Raw genomic sequence first — 17943 nt, 5'->3', positions numbered from 1 at the left:
GCGCTGCCGCCGCAAGGCACCGCGGGGCATTCCGCGCACATACTCGGCGCATGGCGACAAAGGCGAATTCCCCGTGCGTGATCGTGCTGGCCTCGGGCCGCGGCGAGCGCTTCATTGCGGCCGGCGGCACGGGCCCCAAGCTGCAGGCGCTGCTGGCGGGCAAGCCGCTGCTCGAACGCACGCTGGACGCGGTGCGCGCGAGCGGCCTGCCGTGGCGGCTCGAAGACGCGGGCCACCCGGGCATGGGCGACTCGATTGCCGCCGCGGTGCGCGCCACGCCGGATGCCGCCGGCTGGCTCATTCTTCCGGGCGACCTGCCGCTGGTGCGCCCCGAGACGCTGCGGGCCGTGGCCGGCGCGCTGGCCGGCCGGGTGCGCGCGGTGCAGCCGCAATACAGGGGCGAGCGCGGCCACCCGGTCGGCTTCTCGGCCGGCTGCGGTGCCCAGCTCGCGGCGCTCCAGGGACCGCTGGGCGCCTCCTCCATCCTGAAGGCGATGCGCGCCATCGATGCGGTGGCTGACCTCGTGGTGGACGACGTCGGCATCGTGACCGACATCGATACGCCCGAGGCGCTGGCCGCTGCCGAGGCGCTCTGGCTGGCGCGCCTGCCGGGCTAGCCGGTCAGCGCCGCGCGATCACCGCGCAGGCGGTGCGCGGGCCGGAGTTGCCGGCCGGCTGGGTGGTGAAGTCGTCGCGGTCGCGGTGCACCACGAGCGCGCGGCCCACCACGTTGTTGGCAGTGCCTTCGGTCAGCGAGATCGAGTGGACGTCGACGCTGAAGCGGGCCACGCCGCTGCCGTCGGCCACCAGGCTCGGCAGTTCGCCGGCATGGCTGCCCGGCGCGCTGAACTTGCCGTGCGTGCCGCCGGCCGGGTTGAAGTGGCCGCCCGAGGCGTTGCCGTTGTCGCCGCAGTCGCCCTTTTCGTGGATGTGGAAACCGTGCTCGCTGCCCGGCGCCAGGCCGCGCACCTCGCCGGCCACGCGCACGCCATGGTCCAGCGCGGTGAAGATCACCGTGCCCCGCGTGGGGTTGGGCGAGATCGCGGCGGTGGGCATCAGTTCGGCAGCCGCGCTCGGCTTGCCGCCCATCATGCTGCCGCAGGCCGAAAGCAGGGCGCTGGCGAGAAGGGCGGTGCCGGTGGCGGCGAGAAGGCGATGGTTCATGGATTTTCCTTGGACGGTCCGGAGGATTGTTGGGGAAGGGGGGACGAAGAATTTTTGTCCGGAGACCCTGGAACATATACCGGAGGCTGCGGCGTCCCGCAATCGGCCGCCGCCTCGGCCTGTGCCTGGCGCTCCTGTTCCTCCTGCCGCTCGTGCGCCAGCGCGACCAGCCGCGCCAGCGCCGCATCGTGGATCGAATGGCGGCGCAGCTCCAGCAGGGTCTGGCGCGCGTAGTCGAGCGAGCTGCCGTAGCGGCCCACGGCATGCGTGAAGATGTGGCGGTAGCGCTCGTCGCTGAGCTCGCCGGTGAAGTTGGGGCTGCGCCTGGAGAGCGTGAAGGCCAGCGCGCGCACCGGGCCTTCGGGCGTGTTGCACTTGAGCCACCGCGGGTCGTACACGCCGGTGGGCATTTCGCGCAGCCAGAGCCTGCGCAGCGTGTCGAGCCCGTGGGCCGACGGCACGCGGAACACCATGCCGCGGCAGCTGCCGCCCGACAGCAGGCCGAAGACGAGGCCGGGCGTCTGCACGCTGCCGCGGTTGATGCGGCTCCACATCTTGAGCGCGCGATGCCAGCCGTGCACCGAGGCCGGGCGGCGCTCCGCAAAATCGAATTCGGGCCGCCAGATCAGCGAGCCGTAGCCGAAGAGCCACAGGTCGTCGCGCCCGCCCCAGTCGGCAATGGCCTGTTCGAGCATGGGCTGCGGGTCGCGCAGCGGCCTGGGCATCGGGTCCAGGCCCGGCGGTCCGGGATCGGGTGCGGGGCCGGAGGGGCCGCCGCCTACAATTTCGCGATCATGGTTCACCGCACCATTATTTACCGGCCTCTTTCTTCTTACGGAGTACGACCCCTCATGAGCGACGACGACAGCCAGCAAAACTTCATCCTCGGATTTCTCCTGGCACTGATCGCGCTGGTGATTTTCTTCGTGCTGGGCATCGTGCTCTGGCACAAGAACCATGGCGCGGCGCCGGCTGCCATGCCTGCCGTCGCCGTGGCTGCGGCGGCCGCAGGGCCGGCCACCCACACCACGGTGGCGGAGGTGACCGAGACGGTGACGGTCGTCATTCCCGACGGGGCCAGCATCCGCGTGGCCGACGGCGTGGTGAATTTCTACTTCGCCACCGGCAGCGCCGACCTGGCGCCCGGCGCGGCCGAGGCGCTGGCCGCCGTCATCAAGGGCGTGGAGAGCGGCCGCAAGGCCGTGGTCTCGGGCTTCCATGACACCACCGGCGACGCGGCCATCAACGAGCAGCTCGCGAAGAAACGCGCTGAAACAGTCCGTGACGTGCTGGTGGGCCTGGGCGTGCCGGCCGGCAAGGTCGACCTGCAGCGGCCCGCCATCACCGCGGGTTCGGGCAACGACGCCCAGGCGCGGCGCGTCGAAGTCAAGCTGGTCGACTGAGCCAGCCGCGGGCCCTTGCGGCCCGCCAATCCGTATTGCCGGGGTGCGGATTTCCATCGGCCTCGGCCGCGGGGTCTTGGTACCATTGACTTCCACGTCGAAGGTCGCAAAAGCGACAGTGGCCAGAGGCCGGCAGCGCGACCGAAACCATCCCCATGAGCACACATCCCACCGTCCTTGACGTTACCGATCGCATTCGCGAGCGCAGCCAGGGGCCGCGCAGCGCATACCTCCAGCGGCTCGCGGAAATCCGCAACCGCGACAGGGGTTCCGACCGCATGGGCTGCGCCAACGTCGCGCACGCCGTGGCCGGCATCCCGGCCAACGACAAGTTCAAGGTGGTGACGGAGCGCGCGCCCAACATCGGCATCGTCACCGCCTACAACGACATGCTCTCGGCCCACGCGCCGTACCAGGGCTACCCCGACATCATCAAGCAGGAGGCGCGCAGCCTCGGCGCCACCGCTCAGGTGGCCGGCGGCGTGCCCGCCATGTGCGACGGCGTGACCCAGGGCACGCCCGGCATGGAGCTGAGCCTGTTCAGCCGCGACGTGATCGCCATGGGCACTGCGATCGCGCTCACGCACGACATGTTCGACGGCGCGCTGCTGCTGGGCGTGTGCGACAAGATCGTGCCGGGCCTTTTGATCGGCGCGCTGCACTTCGGCCACCTGCCCACGGTGTTCGTGCCCGCCGGCCCCATGCCCTCGGGCCTGTCGAATAACGAAAAGTCGAAGGTGCGCGAGCAGGCGGCGCAGGGCCTGGTCGGCCGGCAGGGCCTGCTCGACGCCGAGATGGCCGCCTACCACACCATGGGCACCTGCACCTTCTACGGCACCGCCAACAGCAACCAGATGCTGCTCGAGGCCATGGGCCTGCACGTGCCCGGCACCGCCTTCATCCAGCCCGGCGACGCCATGCGCGAGACGCTCACGCGCGAGGCCGTGCGCACCGTGCTGGGCCGCGCGGGCGAGGCGAAATTCAGTTGCCCCCCGATCGGCGAAATGGTCGACGAGCGCTGCATCGTCAATGCCATGGTGGCGCTGCTGGCCACCGGCGGCTCCACCAATCACCTGATCCACTGGGTGGCCGTGGCGCGCTCGGCCGGCATCGTGATCGACTGGGACGATTTCTCCCGGCTCTCCGACGTGATCCCGCTGCTGACGCGCGTCTATCCCAACGGCAGCGCCGACGTGAACGCGTTCCAGGCCGCGGGCGGCCCGGGCTTCGTGATCGGCGAGCTGCTCGACGCCGGCCTGATGCACGCCGACGTGCTCACGGTGCGTGCCGGCGGCATCCGCGAGTTCGCGAACATCCCCTCCCTTGCGCAGGACAAGCGCCTGGCCTGGACCTCCGCCGCGCCTTCCAAGGACGAAGCCGTCGCGCGGCCCGTGGAGAACCCCTTCAGCGCCACCGGCGGCCTGAAGCTGCTCAACGGCAACCTGGGGCGCAGCGTGATCAAGGTGTCCTCGGTGCCCGACGACCGCCACGTGATCGAGGCGCCGGCGCGCGTCTTCGATTCGCAGGCTGCGCTGCACCAGGCCTTCACCGCCGGCGAGCTGGAGCGCGACGTGGTCTGCGTGGTGCGCTGGCAGGGGCCGCAGGCCAACGGCATGCCCGAGCTGCACAAGCTCACGCCGCCGCTGTCGGTGCTGCAGGGCAAGGGCTTTCGCGTGGCGCTGGTCACCGACGGCCGCATGAGCGGCGCCTCGGGCAAGGTGCCCGCGGCCATCCACGTTTCGCCGGAAGCCGCCGCGGGCGGCCCGCTCGCCAAGGTGCGCGACGGCGACGTCGTGCGCCTGGACGCCGTCGCGGGCACACTGGCGGTGCTGGTGCCCGACGACGAATGGGCCGAACGCGAGATCGCCAAGCTGCCCGAGGCCCAGCGCATCGCAGACAGCCACGGCCTGGGCCGCGAGCTGTTCGCTGGCATGCGGCGCAATGCGCTGACGGCGGAAGAAGGCGCATGCTCGTGGCTGTGAACATTGGAGCAATGAAATGACAGACAAACTCACCGCACTCGAGGTCATGCGCGATGCACCGGTCATTCCGGTGATCGTGCTGCACGACGTGAAACATGCCATTCCCCTGGCGCGCGCGCTGGTGGCCGGCGGCATCCGCATGCTCGAGGTCACCTTGCGCACGCCGCAGGCGCTCGAATGCATCGAGGCCATTGCCAGGGACGTGCCCGAGGCCGTGGCCGGCGCGGGCACCATCCGCAGCGCGGCCGATGCGCAGGCCTCGGCGCTGGCCGGCGCGAAGTTCGGCGTGAGCCCGGGCTATACACGCGCAGTGGGCAAGGCCTGCCACGACCTCGGCCTGCCGCTTTTGCCCGGCGTGGCCACCGGCAGCGAGATCATGACGGCGCAGGAAGACGGCTACACCGAGCTCAAGTTCTTTCCCGCGCTGCAGGCGGGCGGCATTCCCATGCTGAAGGCGTGGCAGGGCCCGTTCGGCGACGTGAGCTTCTGCCCGACCGGCGGCATCCATGCCGACAACGCAGCCGAGTTCCTGGCGCTCTCGAACGTGGCCTGCGTGGGCGGCTCGTGGATCGTGCCGGCCGACGCCATCCGCAACGGCGACTGGGCGCGCATCGAGCAGCTCGCGCGCGCCGCGAGCCAGCTCTCGCGCTGAGCCGGTCATGCGTGCGGATTTCGACGCCAGTGACCTGAAGGTCATTGCCTTCGACGTTTTCGGCACCGTGGTCGATTGGCACAGCGGCATCGCGGCCGAGGCCGAGCGCGTGTTACCCGGTGTCGACGGCGCCGCCTTTGCGCTGGCCTGGCGCGCGGGCTACCAGCCCGCCATGAAGTCCGTGATGGAGCGCATCGCGGCGGGCGAGGGCGGCTTCACGCTGCTCGACGAGCTGCACCTGAGCATGCTCGAACAGGTGCTGCACGACTTCAGCCTGGCCGACCGGCTCGACGGCGCCGCCAAGCGCGACCTGAGCCGCGCCTGGCACCGCCTGCCCGCGTGGCCAGACGCGGTGGAGGGGCTCACGCGCCTCAAGAAGAAATTCACCATCTGCACGCTCTCCAACGGCAACATCGGCCTTTTGACCGAAATGGCCAAGCGCGCCGGCCTGCCCTGGGACTGCGTGCTGTCGGCCGAGGTGTTCAAGGCCTACAAGCCCGATCCGCGCACCTACCTCGGCGTGGCGGGCGTGTTCGATGCGACGCCGGGGCAGGTGATGCTCGCCGCGGCGCACCACGACGACCTGGCGGCGGCGCGCACCTGCGGCCTCAAGACCGCCTACATCGAGCGGCCCCATGAATTCGGCCGCGCCCAGCCGAAGGACGTTTCGCCGAATCCGGACAACAATCTGCACGCGCGCGACATCAGGCAGCTGGCCGAGCTGCTCGGCTGCTGAACCCTCGTCACGTCGCGCGCGGCGCCGTCACCTCGCCCTGGCCGCGCTGAAGGATTTCGCGGACTTGATCATTCCCCGCATCATCTGCGTGAGCGGGAACTCCACGAAGCGGTAGACCATGTGCGACGCCCAGATCGACGCGATACAGATCGCAACGGAAATGGCGAGGATCTGAGGCACCGAGGTGAAGCCCAGCAGTTTGATCGTGAGAGGGATGGCAACCAGGATGAACGGGTGGAACAGGTACAGCGAATAGGAGCTGTCCCCGATGGCCAGGATCACGCGCAGCCTGGCCCAGAACGCCCCGAGCGATATCAACCCGAAGAAAATCATTGCGGAGGGAATTGCCAGCGCAAATCCCCGGAGTTCGCTGCTGCCAAGGCCTTCCGAAATGGCCAGGTGCGCAAGAAATGCCCCGGCGGCCATCAGGACGATGGACACCGGCGCGCTCTGCCGGATCAGCCCTTTCTTGAACGCCACGCCAATGGTCACGCCGAATGCGAACTCCAGGAACAATGAAAAATTCATGACCTTGTAGTCGAGGCCGGAAAGCAATCCAATGAACGATGCCGCGGCCAATACCAGGCACGCGAGATAGGCGTTCCTTGGCCTGGCGGTCGGCAATGCGACCAGCGCCCACAAGCCGTAGAAAATGATTTCGTAGGTGAGCGTCCATCCGTTGTTGACCAGGTACGGGGCGGACGTGGGCCACAAGAAGAATGACGCGGCAATGTCGGTGGGCTCCTGCGCATTGCTGTTGATCAGCTTCGGCGCAAGCATGAAGACCACCAACGCCAGCAAGGACAGTCCCCAATAAAGGGGAAACACACGGATGATCCGCTTCTCCATGAATTCCACGTGGGTCATGGTCTTGTTGGCAGTGACAAAGTAGATGATGAAGCCGCTGATCATGAAGAAGATATCGACCCCGATGATCCCGAAATCGAACAGCGGAATGGCGCCGCCGGAAAGCGCATGGGCTTTCTGCGCCGCGTGATGAATCACGACCAGCAGCGCGGCAATGCCTCGGCCTGCCTGGATGGATTCGACGTACTGTGGCTGGTCCACCGCAATGGATTGGGATTTCACGAAATTCGATCCTGACGAGTGGGGCGGACAAAGAGCGGGTTGCTCGAAATGGCAGCGGCCTGCCTGCGCCGCAGCAGCCTTTTTTCGGCCAGCTCGGTTTTCTGCGCCAGTGCCATGGCCGAAAAGACGAGCGGACTCACGATGGCGAAATGGCGGGCAAACGAGCCGAAGTCAGGCTCGAACACCCCCTCGATGATGAGAAAGGACAAAGGCGCAAGAGCCACCTTGCCGGCCTGGATCAGGTTCTTGTTGCCCGACTTCGCGCCCTCGACGATGACTTTCACCATCCACACGAACGTGAAAGGCATGATCGAGATGAACGCCAATTGGCTGACCGAGCCAAAGCGCAGAAGCTCGAGCGGAAAAGCCAGGCGGAAGAAGGTGATCGTGGCGTTGAGCGCCTGCAGCAGGGCGTTGTCGGAAGCGATGACCGCCTCGATGACCGTCCGCGATCCTTCGGCGCCGACTTCCCGGTTCTCATTGACCGTTGCGCGGGCAAAGTCCAGGGTGGCGCCAAGTGCGATCTGGAAGGTCAGCGCGAGCGCGATATAGACCAGGACGATGATGACCAGGAGCCTGAATACGGTGAGCTGCTTTCTTATCAAGCGCAGCCCGAGCCAGACGGCGCTGACCAGCAGCCAATACTTTCTGACCACCCAGCCGTAGATCGTCGACGACAGGAACCACGTCAGCCCGAACCCGCTGTGCTGCGCCGCCATCACCGAAAGCAGCACCACGCAGGCCGACAGCATGTCCTTGGAAAGCACCGAAAGGAAAATGGCCCTGATGAATCCCCAGCCGAGCGAGACGAAAAATACGCCAAGGGGAATTCGGCTGAATTGGAGTATGGGGATGACGGTGAGCGTGACGCTCAGAAAGGCGCCGGCAATGGGCGCCGTCTTGGCGCTGAGCCCGGCCGACTCCAGCAGGAATGCGCTGCAGGCGTAGGAGTTTCTTTCCTCGATCGTGGTGGAGGTGAGCTGGCACAAATCGGCGCCGAAGAAGCTCAATAGCGTTTCTTCGTCCGGAAAATTCTGGGCCGCCGTGTCGTGGTAGAGAAACGGAATGACGCCGACGATCAGGGCGGAAAAGAAAAAGATGATCAGCGATATGGCCGGATCAATAGGCTTGCCGCGTATGCTCAGAATCGTCAATTTTCATTCCGCTTGGAAGAAAGCGCTCATGTAGAAAATAGTTCAAGGAATAAGGAGCATTCGGCGCCGCGTCCGAATGGACGATCTTGCTGAACTGTGAAGCTCTTCGATCGCGATTCCGGGTATCAGAATGTGATGCGTCCTGCATCAGCACTACCCCTTGAAAATACCAGCAAAGAATATGCCGATCGCCTTTAAAAGGTGATCATTTGTATCCTCAATTCAGCGGCCGCGAAGCGCTGATGGCGGCGCCGGGCGCGGGCGCCGCGGTGGCCCGGCTAGGACGCGCGCAGGGCGTCCGAACCGGCAGGGCTGCCGTCGCCGGAAGCCTTTGCCTTGTCCTGGATGAGCTCGATCTTGTAGCCGTCGGGATCGGTCACGAAGGCGATCACGGTGGTGCCGCCCTTCACGGGCCCGGCTTCGCGCGTGACGTTGCCGCCGGCGGCCTTGATCTTTTCGCAGGCCGCGTAGGCGTCGGGCACGCCGAGCGCGATGTGGCCGTAGGCCGTGCCGAGTTCGTAGCTTTCGGTGCCCCAGTTGTAGGTGAGCTCGATCTCGGCCTGCCCGGGGTTGCCGCCGCCGTAGCCGACGAAGGCGAGGCTGTATTTGTACTCGGGGTTCTCCGAGGTGCGCAGCAGGCTCATGCCAAGCACCTGGGTATAGAAATCGATCGAACGCTGGAGGTTGCCGACGCGCAGCATGGTGTGGAGGAGTCGCATCTCGTGGGATCTCTGTTGTTGCGGGGGAAGAATTCCATTGTCGGCGCTAGGCGAGCGCGAGCAAGTGCGCCTCGTGCTTGCGCAGGAATTCGCGCAGGTGCTGCGGATACTCCGGCACCACCGCGCTCTGCACGCTCGGCCGCGCCGCCAGTGCCTTGCGCCACGCATTCACCTTGGGCAGGGCATCGAAGATGTGCGAGTTGCTGATCTCATCGAACACCTCGAAGTAGCGAAAGATCGGCGCGAACACCGCGTCGACCAGGCTGAAGTTCTTGCCTGCAAAGTAGGGGCCGGCGCCCAGCGCGGCTTCGACGCGCTCGAACTTGGCGGCAAGGGCCAGGCGCTTCTGCTCGAACACTTCGGCGTCGCGCGTGGTCTCGTAGCCCCACAGGTCGCCCAGGATGGCCGAGCCGAACTCCATCCATGCGCGATGCTCGGCGCGGGTGAGCGGATCTTCGGGATGCAGGCGCGGGCCGGGCTGGGTTTCTTCGAGGTACTCGCAGATCACATTGCTCTCGAACAGCACTGCTTCGCTGCCGTCGGGCCGCTGAAGCCGCAGCAGCGGCACCTTGCCCAGGGGCGAGATGGCAATGAACCAGTCCGGCTTGTTCGCCAGGTCGATCACCACGCGCTCGAAGGGCACGTTCTTTTCGGCCAGCGCGATGGCGGCGCGCTGCACATAGGGGCACAACAGGTGGCTGACGAGGGTGAGGGGCTTGTTGGACATGGCGTGGGCGCTCCGGAAAAGTTGCAGTTGGGACCGCGGCAATTCTTGCGGCCCCGAACAACCTTTTCCCGAAAAGCCCATTCGCCGAACGGGCGCCCTGTGCTATTTGGCAGTGGTGTCCAGCCAGTGCGTGATGCGGCCGCCGTGCATCACGCCGATGCGGTCGGCCATGGCATGGGCCTCGGCCTCGTTGTGGGTGACCAGGATCGCGGTCTGCCCGGCGCGCCGGAGGATGCCGCGCACCTCGGCCGTGAGGCGCTCGCGCGTGCCGCCGTCGAGGTTGGAGAACGGCTCATCGAGCAGCAGCAGTTCGGGCGAAGGCGCCAGTGCGCGGGCGAGCGCAATGCGTTGCTGCTGCCCGCCCGACAGTTCATGCGGAAAGCGCTCGCCGGCATCGGCCAGGCCCACCAGCGCCAGCATCTCGGCCACGCGGGCCTGCTGCTGCGCACGGCTCGAGCGGCGCAGGCCGAAGGCCACGTTCCGGCTGGCCGAGAGATGGGGAAACAGCGCGTACTCCTGGAACATCATGCCCACGCGCCGCTGCTCGGGCGGCAGGTGCACCTGGGTGGAGGAGAGCAGCACGTCGCCGAGCCGGATGGCGCCCGCGCGCAGCGGCTCGAAGCCCGCGATCGCCCGCAGCACCGTGGTCTTGCCGCAGCCCGAGGGGCCGAACAGGCAGGCGATCTCGCCGGCGCGCAGCGAAAGCGAAAAGTCGTTGACCACGGCATGCAGGCCGCGCGGCGTTTCGTAGGCGAGCTGGATCGATTCGATGGAAAGAGGGGAACTCATTGTGTCTCTGCGGCTGGCGTGCCCAGTTGGTTGCGCGCCAGCAGCACCACCGGCAGCAGGCCGGCCGCCACGATGGCGAGCGCGGCAATCGCGCCTTCTTCATACGTGCCGCGGGCGGCCTCGGCATAGAGCCAGGTGGCCAGCGTGTCGAAATTGGCCGGCCGCAGCAGCAGCGTGGCCGGCAGTTCCTTCATGGCATCGACGAAGACCAGCAGCGCGCCCGTGGCAATGGCGGGCTGCAGCAGCGGCAGGTGCACACGCCTGAGCGTGCCGCCGCTGGTTTCGCCCAGCAGCCGCGAAGCCTGCTCGATGGCGGGCGGAATGCGCGCGAGCCCGGCCTCGATGCCGCCGACCGGCATGGCAAGGAAGCGGATCGCGCAGGCCACCACCAGCACGATGCCCGCGCCCATGAGCGGCAGGCCCTGCAGGCCGAGCATGCCGGCCAGCGCGGCGTCGAAAGCGAGCGCCGGCGTGAGCAGGCCGATGGCGAGCACGGTGCCGGGCAGCGCATAGCCCAGCGTGGCCGCGCGCGCCTGCCAGCGCGCGCGGTTCGGGCGCGATCCCTGGCTGCGCGTGGCCCAGGCCACCACCAGCCCCGCGGCCACCGCTGCCACCGTGACGCCGGCGGCCAGCGTGACCGTGTTGCCGAGGCTGGCGAGCAGCCCTTGCGACACGCCGCCGCCCTGGCGCAGCCGCTTGGCGCTTTCCCAGACGAGGTAGAGCGCGGGCGCCACGAAGCCGATCAGCACCGGCAGCGACGCGGTGGCGGTGGCGAGCCAGGCGGCGCCGCCGTGCAGGCGCCGCGGCTGCATGGCGCGCATGCGCTGCGCCGAGCCGAAGCGCTGGTGCCGGCGCCCGTTGCGTTCGAGCCAGACCAGCGCGACCACCACGAACAGCATGGCGCAGGCGATCTGCGCCGCACCGGCCAGGTCGGAGCGCGTGATCCAGGTGGTGTAGACCGCCACCGTGAGCGTGTTCACGCCCAGGAATTCGGAGGCGCCGATGTCGTTGAGCGTTTCGAGCAGCGCCAGGCTCAGGCCCACCGCGAGCGCCGGCCGGGCCAGCGGCAGCGCCACGCGAAAGAAGGCGCCGCGCCGGCTTTCGCCGAGCGTGCGCGCCGCTTCCATCAGGTGCGCGGGCTGCGTCATGAACATGGCACGCGCGGTCATGTAGACATAAGGGTAGAGCACGAAGCCGAGCACGAAGACCGCGCCCGGCATCGAGCGTAGGTCCGGCAGGCGGAACTGGCGCGGGCTGTCGAAACCCAGTGCCCAGCGGATCGCGCCCTGCACCGGACCGATCGGATGCAGCAGGTCCAGGTAGGCAAAGGCGACGATGTAAGTCGGCATTGCGAGCGGCAGCAGCAGCGCCCAGTTCAGCACGCCGCGCCCCGGAAAGTCGCAGGCCGTCACGAGCCATGCGCAGCCGGTGCCGATCAGCAGCACCAGCGCGCCCACGCCCATGAGCAGCAGGGCCGTGTTGAGCGCGGCCTGCGGCAGCACGTGCGCGAACAGCGGCCCCCAGTGCGCGACGCCCGAGCCGAAGGCAAGCCAGGCGAGCATGAGCACCGGCGCGAGCACGCCGATGGCGATCCCGAACGAGGCCCAGCGCCAGATCGGCCCCGCCGCCTGCAAACCGCCGAAGCTCATGCGAAACACAGGCCTTTCATTGCTCCCCTGGGGGCGAGCAGCATTACTGGTCGAACCCGACCTTGTCGACCAAGGCGCTGGCCTGCTTGCGGTACTTGGCAATCTCGGCCACCGGCAGCGGGTCGGCCTTCAGCTCGCCGATGGTCTCTCCGATGATCGGATCGAGCGCCACGCCCTTGCGCACCGGATATTCGTAGTTGGCCTGTGCGTAGAGCGCCTGCGCCGGCTCCGACACCAGGAACTCGAGCAGCTTGACCGCATTGGCGCGCTGCGGCGCGTTTTTGGCCACGGCCGCGCCGCTGATGTTGACGTGCGTGCCGCCGCCCTTGGCGCCAGCAAAGGTCGGGCGGACCACCTTGATGGCGTCGCCCCACTTGCGCGCGTCGGTGCCGGCCGCAGCGCTCTTCATCTGGCCGACGTAGTAGGAGTTGGCCAGGCCGATGTCGCAGATGCCGCCCAGGATGTCGCGCGCCACGTCGCGGTCGCCGCCGGTGGCCTTGCGGGCCAGGTTGGCCTTGACGCCGCGCAGCCACTGCTCGGTCTTGGCCTCGCCGTCGTGCGCGATCATGGCCGCGATCAGCGCCGTGTTGTAGGGGTGCTGGCCCGCGCGGATGCAGACCTTGCCCTTCCACTTGGGGTTGGCCAGGTCTTCGTAGCGGAAGCTGGTGATCGGCTGGTCTCTGTCGGCGTAGAGCACGCGCGCGCGCAGCGAGAGCGCGAACCACTGGCCGTCGGCGCCGCGCAGGTTGGCGGGCACGGCCGATTCGAGCGCGGCCGATTTCACCGGCTGCGTCACGCCGCCATCGACCAGGTCCATCAGGTTGCCGATGTCCACCGTCATCAGCACGTCGGCCGGCGAGCGCGCGCCTTCGGCCTTGACGCGTTCGAGCAGGCCGTCCTTCACGAACACCGTGTTCACCTTGATCTTGCTCTGCGCGCTGAAGGCCGAGATCAGGGGCTGGATCAGCGCGGCTTCGCGCGTGGTGTAGAGCGTGAGCTCATCGCTGGCAGCGTGCGCGGGCAGGGCAGCGGCGGCAGCCAGCCAGGCGGCGGTGACGCCGATCAGTGCGCGGGCGGCGCGGCCTTGGACGCCGGGGCGGTCGGTCATGAAGGATCCTCCAGGTGCAGAGACGTGTTGTGGAAAGTCATCGCCACCGCGAGGGTGACGATGAGAATAATTATCACTGCCCTTGAGGCGGTTTTTTACCTCCTTGCACTTACATTGCTAATCCACCCATTGGCAAACCTGGGCCAGCGGCGCCCGCGACGTGCGGAACCGGTTGGCCGGGTGCGAGGGGTCCTCGTAGCCGAAGGCGATGCCGCAGACTACCTGGCGATCGTCCGGGATGTCGAACCAGCGATGCAGGAACTTCGAGCGCGAGGCCACGGCCGCCTGCGCGATGCTGGCCACGCCCAGGCTGCGCGCCGCCAGCATGAAGTTGTTGACATAGGCGCCGCAGTCGAGCGCGCCATAGGTGCCGAGCAGCGCCTCGGTGGTGACGAGCGCCACATGCGGGGCGCCAAAGAACCTGAAGTTCTCCTGCGCCTGCCGTTGCGAGGCCTCGCGGTCGCCGCGCGCCACGCCCACGCTTTCATACAGCTGGAAGCCGCATTCGCGGCGGCGCTCGCGGTACACGCCGCGGTATTCCGCGGGCGGTGCAATGTCGAATGCGGCATCGGCCGCGGCTTCGTCCGAATCGAAGGCCTGGCGCAGCCGTTCGGTGGCCGCGGCACTGGCCACGATCACCTGCCAGGGCTGCGAGTTGCACCACGAGGCGGTGCGCTGCGCCAGCCGGAGGATGGCATCGATCGTCTCGCGCGCAACGGGCTCGGCCAGGTAGCCGCGGCAGCTGTAGCGCTCCGCGAGCAGGGCCTCGAAGGCCGGCGCGAGCGTGGGGTCGCGGGGGATGGAGGAGGGCATGGGCTGCGGGCCGATCGCGTTCAGCGCGGCGACGGGATCTCGAACACCAGGCAGGTGGTGGTGGCGTGCGCATACAGCGTGCCGTCGGGGCCCACGAGGCGCGCCTCGGCGGTGGCGAGCTGCCGGCCGCAGTGGATCACCTTGCCTTCGGCGCGCACCCGCTGCACCTTGGGCGTGAGGCCCTTCACGTAGTTCACGCTGAGTTCGGCGGTGGTGTAGGCGCGGCCGGGCGGCATCATGGTGTGGACCGAGCAGCCCAGCGCGGAATCGAGCACGGTGGCAATCCAGCCGCCGTGGATGGTGCCGAGCGGGTTCAGGTGCTGGGCCAGCGGCGTGCCCTGGAAAACGGCCACGCCGGGGCTCACCGACAGCAGCGTGAAGTCGAGCGTCTTCGCGATGGCCGCAAAGGGAATGTCCCCGTTCAGCATGGCCTGCATCATCTCGAGCCCGGTCTTGCCGGCGATCTGCTCGGGGCGGGCGAGTCCGGGGCCGGGGCCGCTTTCGAGCCGGCCGGCAACCCGGCGTTCTTTGGCGATCCAGGCCTCGAGCTGGGAGGGGGCTTGCGTCATTCCTGTGTTTCTCCTGTGGGCATTGCGGGACGATTAAGTTGCATATGCAATGGTTGTACCTACAATGATAAACCATGGACATCCAGACCAAACCCCGCGGCTGCACCAGCTTCAAGGTGCGCCAGCTGATGCGGCGCCTCTCGCAGCACTATGACGCGGAGGTCTCGCAGAGCGGCCTCAAGACCACGCAGTATTCGCTGCTGTCGAACCTCAAGCGGCTCGGCCCGGTGCGCCCTGTCGATTTTGCGGCCGATCTGCGGATGACGGCCTCCACCTTGAGCCGCAACCTGCAGCCGCTGATTGCCGCGGGCTGGATCGAGCAGAGCGCGGGTGCCGATGCGCGCAGCCGCCTGGTGGCGCTCACACCGGCGGGCGAAGCCAAGTGGCGCGAAGCGCAGCAGCACTGGAAAGCCGCGCAGCAGAAGCTCAATGCGCTCCTGGGCGTGCAGCGCGTGCTGGCGCTGCACCAGCTCATCGACGAATCGCTCGAGCTGCTGGGCACGGACGACTCGCCGGACCTCCAGGACTGAAGCCACCCCGCAAAGAACACCCAAGCCGCGGCAACGGCCGCGTGCGGAACATATTTTTCCTCCCAATCCATTCCAACAGCAGAGGTCCCATGTTCGCCACCCCCGTTTCCGCATGGCTGCAGCGCCGCGGCATCCACTACGGCTGGATCGTCGCCGCGATCACTTTTCTCACCATGCTGACCATGTCGGCGGCGCTGGGCCTGCCGGGCGCCATGCTGCAGCCGCTGGGCAAGGAGTTCGGCTGGAGCACCGAGCAGATCTCCTCGGCGCTGGCCCTGCGCTTTGCGCTGTTCGGGCTCATGGGGCCGTTTGCCGCGGTGCTGATGGAGCGCTACGGCCTGCGGGCCGTGATCTGCACCGGCCTGGCGCTGGTCGGGCTGGGCATGGCGCTGGTCACCATGGCTTCGCAGCTGTGGCAGCTGTTCGTGCTGTGGAGCCTGATGCTGGGCCTGGGCACGGGCATGACGGCGCTGGTGCTCGGCGCGGTGGTGGCCAACCGCTGGTTCGTTGCGCGGCGCGGGCTGGTCATCGGCATGCTCACGGCCAGTTCGGCCACGGGACAGCTGGCCTTCCTGCCGTTCGCCGCCTGGATGATCGAGCACTGGGGCTGGCGCTCGGCCATCGTGCCGATCGTGATCGGCAGCGTGCTGATCGCGCTGCTCGCGCTGTGCCTGGTGCGCAACCGGCCCGCCGACCTCGGCCTGCTGCCGTACGGCGAACGGCCCGGCACGCAGCCGGCGGCGCCGGCGGCACCTGCCGCAGCCATGAACTTTGCGACGCCCTTCCGCGTGCTGAAGGAAGTGTCGACCAACCGCACCTTCCTGATCCTTGCGGCCACCTTCTTCATCTGCGGCCTCAGCACCAACGGCCTGGTGCAGACGCACTTCATCTCGCTGTGCGGCGACAACGGCCTGGGTGCGGTGCCGGCGGCCTCGGTGCTCGCGATGATGGGCGCCTTCGACTTCGTGGGCACCATTCTTTCGGGCTGGCTCTCGGACCGCTACGACAACCGCAAGCTGCTCTTCTGGTATTACGGGTTGCGCGGGCTGTCGCTCTTCTGGCTGCCGCATTCGGAATTCACGATCTATGGCCTTGGCCTGTTCGCGATGTTCTACGGCCTGGACTGGATCGCCACCGTGCCGCCGACCGTCAAGCTCGCGGGCGCCGAGTTCGGCGCCGCGAAGGTGGGCCTGGTGTTCGGCTGGGTCTTTGCCGCGCACCAGCTGGGCGCCGCCACCGCGGCCTACGGCGCGGGCTTTGCGCGCACGCTTCTGCTCACCTACACGCCGGCGCTGTATGCGGCGGGTGCGGCCTGCCTGGTCGCCGCGCTGATCGTGATGGCGATCCGCCGTCCCGCAAAGGCTGCCGCTGCGGCCGTGCCGGCCGCGCCGGCGCGCGCCTGAGGGGAGCGGCGCCATGGCTGCATCGACGTCCGCAGACCTCGACCCGCGCACGCGCCGCCTGCTCGAGGCGCCGATCGTGCCCACGCTGCTGCGCCTGGCCGCGCCCAACGTGCTCGTGATGGTGGCGCAAGCCTCCGTCGGACTCATCGAAACCTACTTTGTCGGCAAGCTGGGCACCCATGCGCTCGCGGGCATGGCGCTGGTGTTTCCCATCGTCATGCTGATGCAGATGACATCGAGCGGCGCAATGGGCGGTGGCATCGCCTCGTCGATCGCCCGTGCGCTGGGCGCGCGCCGCCGCGCCGACGCCGACGCGCTGGTGTGGCATGCGGTGGCCATCGCGATCGGCTTCGGCCTGTGCTTCTCGCTCGCGCTGCTGGGTGGCGGGCGCTGGCTCTATACCCTCATGGGCGGCACCGGCGCGGCGCTCGATGCGGCCTTGACCTACTCGAACTGGGTGTTCGCGGGCGCGGTGCTGGTGTGGCTCTTCAATTCGCTCTCGGCCATCATCCGCGGCACCGGCAACATGGCGGTGCCGGCGAACGTGACGGTGGTGGGCGTGGTGTTCCTCGTTCCGGCATCGCCGCTCCTGATCTTCGGCTGGGGTCCGCTGCCGGGCATGGGCATCGCGGGCGGCGCGATGGCGCTGCTGCTGTACTACCTGCTGGGTTCGGTCGCGCTCATCGTCTACCTGCGCTCGCCGCGCAGCCTGCTGCGTCCCACGCTCGCCGCACTGAAGCTGCGCTGGCCGCTGTTCCGCGACATCCTGCGCATCGGGCTGGTGGGCGCGGTATCGACAGTTGCCACCAACCTCTCGATCGGCATTGCCACGGCCTTGACCGGGCACTTCGGCTCGGGCGCGCTGGCGGGCTACGGCACCGCGTCGCGGCTCGAATACCTGCTGGTGCCGCTGGTGTTCGGGCTGGGCGCGCCGCTGGTCGCGATGGTCGGCACCTGCATGGGCGCGGGGCAGCGGGAGCGCGCGCTGCGCGCCACCTGGGCCGGCGCGGCGCTGGCCTTTGCGCTGACCGAAACCATCGGCCTTGCCGCGGCGCTGTTCCCGCGGCCATGGCTGCTGCTGTTCGGCAGCGACGCCGCCATGCTCGAAACCGGCGCGCACTACCTGCGCGTGGTGGGGCCGCTCTACGGCTTCTTCGGCGTGGGGCTGGTGCTGTACTTCGCCTCGCAGGGCGCGGGGCGCCTGCTGTGGCCGGTGCTCGGCAACATCGCGCGGCTCGCGGTGGCCGGCGTGGGCGGCTGGCTGGCCCTGCGCTGGGGCGGCGGACTGGCCGGCGTGTTCGCGGCGCAGGGGGCGGCGCTGGTGGTGTACGGCATCGTCATCGCCTCGGCGATTGCGGGCGGTGCCTGGTTCGGCCGCGTGGGCTGGCCGCGCACCACCCGCGGCCTGCTGCAGCGCGTGGCGCAGGCCTGAACCGCTTCAGGTCGATGCGCCCGG

At 68.3% G+C, this 17943-nt stretch carries 19 protein-coding genes; 8 read left to right on the top strand and 11 right to left on the bottom strand.

What is annotated here, in order from left to right:
- Positions 1 to 50 precede the first annotated feature (50 nt).
- Complete coding sequence (locus tag AC1DMS_RS16470) at positions 51 to 617, top strand: nucleotidyltransferase family protein (RefSeq protein WP_478181406.1); 567 nt, start codon at positions 51 to 53, stop codon at positions 615 to 617.
- A gap of 4 nt (positions 618 to 621) precedes the next feature.
- Here AC1DMS_RS16470 and AC1DMS_RS16465 read toward each other — a convergent pair whose 3' ends face one another.
- Positions 622 to 1164, bottom strand: a complete 543-nt coding sequence (locus AC1DMS_RS16465; protein ID WP_369663184.1) for a superoxide dismutase family protein — start codon at positions 1162 to 1164, stop codon at positions 622 to 624.
- Positions 1161 to 1967 carry a gamma-glutamylcyclotransferase gene (locus AC1DMS_RS16460; protein WP_478181405.1) on the bottom strand — a complete coding sequence of 269 codons (807 nt, stop codon included), beginning with the start codon at positions 1965 to 1967 and terminating at the stop codon, positions 1161 to 1163. Before AC1DMS_RS16460 ends, AC1DMS_RS16465 begins: the two co-directional genes overlap by 4 nt.
- A 48-nt stretch (positions 1968 to 2015) precedes the next feature.
- Between AC1DMS_RS16460 and AC1DMS_RS16455 the strand changes: the two genes are divergently transcribed.
- The 4 genes from AC1DMS_RS16455 to AC1DMS_RS16440 all read left to right on the top strand — a co-directional run bounded on the left by AC1DMS_RS16455 (position 2016) and on the right by AC1DMS_RS16440 (position 5937).
- Positions 2016 to 2567: an OmpA family protein gene (locus AC1DMS_RS16455; protein ID WP_278876715.1), complete on the top strand. Its 552-nt coding sequence runs from the start codon at positions 2016 to 2018 to the stop codon at positions 2565 to 2567.
- 155 nt (positions 2568 to 2722) lie between these two features.
- Complete coding sequence (gene edd, locus AC1DMS_RS16450) at positions 2723 to 4549, top strand: phosphogluconate dehydratase (RefSeq protein WP_478181404.1); 1827 nt, start codon at positions 2723 to 2725, stop codon at positions 4547 to 4549.
- Positions 4550 to 4565: 16 nt separating this feature from the next.
- Complete coding sequence (eda, locus tag AC1DMS_RS16445; RefSeq protein ID WP_278876712.1) at positions 4566 to 5201, top strand: bifunctional 4-hydroxy-2-oxoglutarate aldolase/2-dehydro-3-deoxy-phosphogluconate aldolase; 636 nt, start codon at positions 4566 to 4568, stop codon at positions 5199 to 5201.
- A 7-nt stretch (positions 5202 to 5208) separates the two neighbouring features.
- The gene (locus AC1DMS_RS16440) at positions 5209 to 5937 is read left to right on the top strand and encodes a haloacid dehalogenase type II (RefSeq protein WP_478080134.1); all 729 of its coding nucleotides are present in this window, start codon (positions 5209 to 5211) and stop codon (positions 5935 to 5937) included.
- A 27-nt stretch (positions 5938 to 5964) separates the two neighbouring features.
- Here the strand turns inward: AC1DMS_RS16440 and AC1DMS_RS16435 are convergent, their stop codons facing one another.
- From AC1DMS_RS16435 to AC1DMS_RS16395, 9 genes are all read right to left on the bottom strand, one after another.
- On the bottom strand, positions 5965 to 7026 hold the full coding sequence (locus AC1DMS_RS16435; RefSeq protein WP_478181403.1) for an acyltransferase family protein: 1062 nt from the start codon (positions 7024 to 7026) through the stop codon (positions 5965 to 5967).
- Positions 7023 to 8180 carry a hypothetical protein gene (locus AC1DMS_RS16430; RefSeq protein ID WP_018905513.1) on the bottom strand — a complete coding sequence of 386 codons (1158 nt, stop codon included), beginning with the start codon at positions 8178 to 8180 and terminating at the stop codon, positions 7023 to 7025. Before AC1DMS_RS16430 ends, AC1DMS_RS16435 begins: the two co-directional genes overlap by 4 nt.
- Before the next feature lie 278 nt (positions 8181 to 8458).
- Entirely contained in the window at positions 8459 to 8899 is a 441-nt protein-coding gene (gene gloA, locus AC1DMS_RS16425; RefSeq protein ID WP_015866481.1) for a lactoylglutathione lyase, read from the bottom strand.
- A 46-nt stretch (positions 8900 to 8945) separates the two neighbouring features.
- Positions 8946 to 9626 (bottom strand): glutathione S-transferase family protein, encoded by a 681-nt coding sequence (locus AC1DMS_RS16420; protein ID WP_015866480.1) that lies wholly within the window; start codon positions 9624 to 9626, stop codon positions 8946 to 8948.
- Between the two features lie 102 nt (positions 9627 to 9728).
- On the bottom strand, positions 9729 to 10415 hold the full coding sequence (locus AC1DMS_RS16415) for an ABC transporter ATP-binding protein (RefSeq protein WP_015866479.1): 687 nt from the start codon (positions 10413 to 10415) through the stop codon (positions 9729 to 9731).
- Complete coding sequence (locus tag AC1DMS_RS16410) at positions 10412 to 12064, bottom strand: ABC transporter permease (RefSeq protein WP_478181402.1); 1653 nt, start codon at positions 12062 to 12064, stop codon at positions 10412 to 10414. The genes AC1DMS_RS16415 and AC1DMS_RS16410 overlap by 4 nt, the downstream gene beginning before the upstream one ends.
- Before the next feature lie 43 nt (positions 12065 to 12107).
- Entirely contained in the window at positions 12108 to 13172 is a 1065-nt protein-coding gene (locus tag AC1DMS_RS16405) for a Fe(3+) ABC transporter substrate-binding protein (RefSeq protein WP_278874709.1), read from the bottom strand.
- 117 nt (positions 13173 to 13289) lie between these two features.
- Positions 13290 to 13985 (bottom strand): nitroreductase, encoded by a 696-nt coding sequence (locus AC1DMS_RS16400; RefSeq protein WP_028256348.1) that lies wholly within the window; start codon positions 13983 to 13985, stop codon positions 13290 to 13292.
- A gap of 20 nt (positions 13986 to 14005) precedes the next feature.
- Complete coding sequence (locus AC1DMS_RS16395; RefSeq protein WP_478181401.1) at positions 14006 to 14554, bottom strand: PaaI family thioesterase; 549 nt, start codon at positions 14552 to 14554, stop codon at positions 14006 to 14008.
- 74 nt (positions 14555 to 14628) lie between these two features.
- Here AC1DMS_RS16395 and AC1DMS_RS16390 point away from each other — a divergent pair, with 74 nt between their 5' ends.
- The 3 genes from AC1DMS_RS16390 to AC1DMS_RS16380 all read left to right on the top strand — a co-directional run bounded on the left by AC1DMS_RS16390 (position 14629) and on the right by AC1DMS_RS16380 (position 17919).
- On the top strand, positions 14629 to 15084 hold the full coding sequence (locus AC1DMS_RS16390; protein ID WP_015866474.1) for a MarR family winged helix-turn-helix transcriptional regulator: 456 nt from the start codon (positions 14629 to 14631) through the stop codon (positions 15082 to 15084).
- A gap of 89 nt (positions 15085 to 15173) precedes the next feature.
- Complete coding sequence (locus tag AC1DMS_RS16385) at positions 15174 to 16487, top strand: MFS transporter (protein WP_015866473.1); 1314 nt, start codon at positions 15174 to 15176, stop codon at positions 16485 to 16487.
- 13 nt (positions 16488 to 16500) lie between these two features.
- The gene (locus AC1DMS_RS16380) at positions 16501 to 17919 is read left to right on the top strand and encodes an MATE family efflux transporter (protein WP_478081330.1); all 1419 of its coding nucleotides are present in this window, start codon (positions 16501 to 16503) and stop codon (positions 17917 to 17919) included.
- Positions 17920 to 17943 lie beyond the last annotated feature (24 nt).

The sequence above is a fragment of the Variovorax sp. 05T418 genome (assembly GCF_056396385.1).
Note: the sequence above shows the minus strand (reverse complement) of the source record. Positions and strands in the feature narration are given on the sequence as shown.

What these genes read in the sequence shown, in the direction of transcription:
- AC1DMS_RS16470 (WP_478181406.1), top strand. Translation starts at nt 51, where the DNA reads ATGGCGACAAAGGCGAATTCCCCGTGCGTGATCGTGCTGGCCTCGGGC.
- AC1DMS_RS16465 (WP_369663184.1), bottom strand. Translation starts at nt 1,164, where the DNA reads ATGAACCATCGCCTTCTCGCCGCCACCGGCACCGCCCTTCTCGCCAGC.
- AC1DMS_RS16455 (WP_278876715.1), top strand. Translation starts at nt 2,016, where the DNA reads ATGAGCGACGACGACAGCCAGCAAAACTTCATCCTCGGATTTCTCCTG.
- edd (WP_478181404.1), top strand. Translation starts at nt 2,723, where the DNA reads ATGAGCACACATCCCACCGTCCTTGACGTTACCGATCGCATTCGCGAG.
- eda (WP_278876712.1), top strand. Translation starts at nt 4,566, where the DNA reads ATGACAGACAAACTCACCGCACTCGAGGTCATGCGCGATGCACCGGTC.
- AC1DMS_RS16440 (WP_478080134.1), top strand. Translation starts at nt 5,209, where the DNA reads ATGCGTGCGGATTTCGACGCCAGTGACCTGAAGGTCATTGCCTTCGAC.
- gloA (WP_015866481.1), bottom strand. Translation starts at nt 8,899, where the DNA reads ATGCGACTCCTCCACACCATGCTGCGCGTCGGCAACCTCCAGCGTTCG.
- AC1DMS_RS16420 (WP_015866480.1), bottom strand. Translation starts at nt 9,626, where the DNA reads ATGTCCAACAAGCCCCTCACCCTCGTCAGCCACCTGTTGTGCCCCTAT.
- AC1DMS_RS16415 (WP_015866479.1), bottom strand. Translation starts at nt 10,415, where the DNA reads ATGAGTTCCCCTCTTTCCATCGAATCGATCCAGCTCGCCTACGAAACG.
- AC1DMS_RS16410 (WP_478181402.1), bottom strand. Translation starts at nt 12,064, where the DNA reads ATGAGCTTCGGCGGTTTGCAGGCGGCGGGGCCGATCTGGCGCTGGGCC.
- AC1DMS_RS16405 (WP_278874709.1), bottom strand. Translation starts at nt 13,172, where the DNA reads ATGACCGACCGCCCCGGCGTCCAAGGCCGCGCCGCCCGCGCACTGATC.
- AC1DMS_RS16400 (WP_028256348.1), bottom strand. Translation starts at nt 13,985, where the DNA reads ATGCCCTCCTCCATCCCCCGCGACCCCACGCTCGCGCCGGCCTTCGAG.
- AC1DMS_RS16395 (WP_478181401.1), bottom strand. Translation starts at nt 14,554, where the DNA reads ATGACGCAAGCCCCCTCCCAGCTCGAGGCCTGGATCGCCAAAGAACGC.
- AC1DMS_RS16390 (WP_015866474.1), top strand. Translation starts at nt 14,629, where the DNA reads ATGGACATCCAGACCAAACCCCGCGGCTGCACCAGCTTCAAGGTGCGC.
- AC1DMS_RS16385 (WP_015866473.1), top strand. Translation starts at nt 15,174, where the DNA reads ATGTTCGCCACCCCCGTTTCCGCATGGCTGCAGCGCCGCGGCATCCAC.
- AC1DMS_RS16380 (WP_478081330.1), top strand. Translation starts at nt 16,501, where the DNA reads ATGGCTGCATCGACGTCCGCAGACCTCGACCCGCGCACGCGCCGCCTG.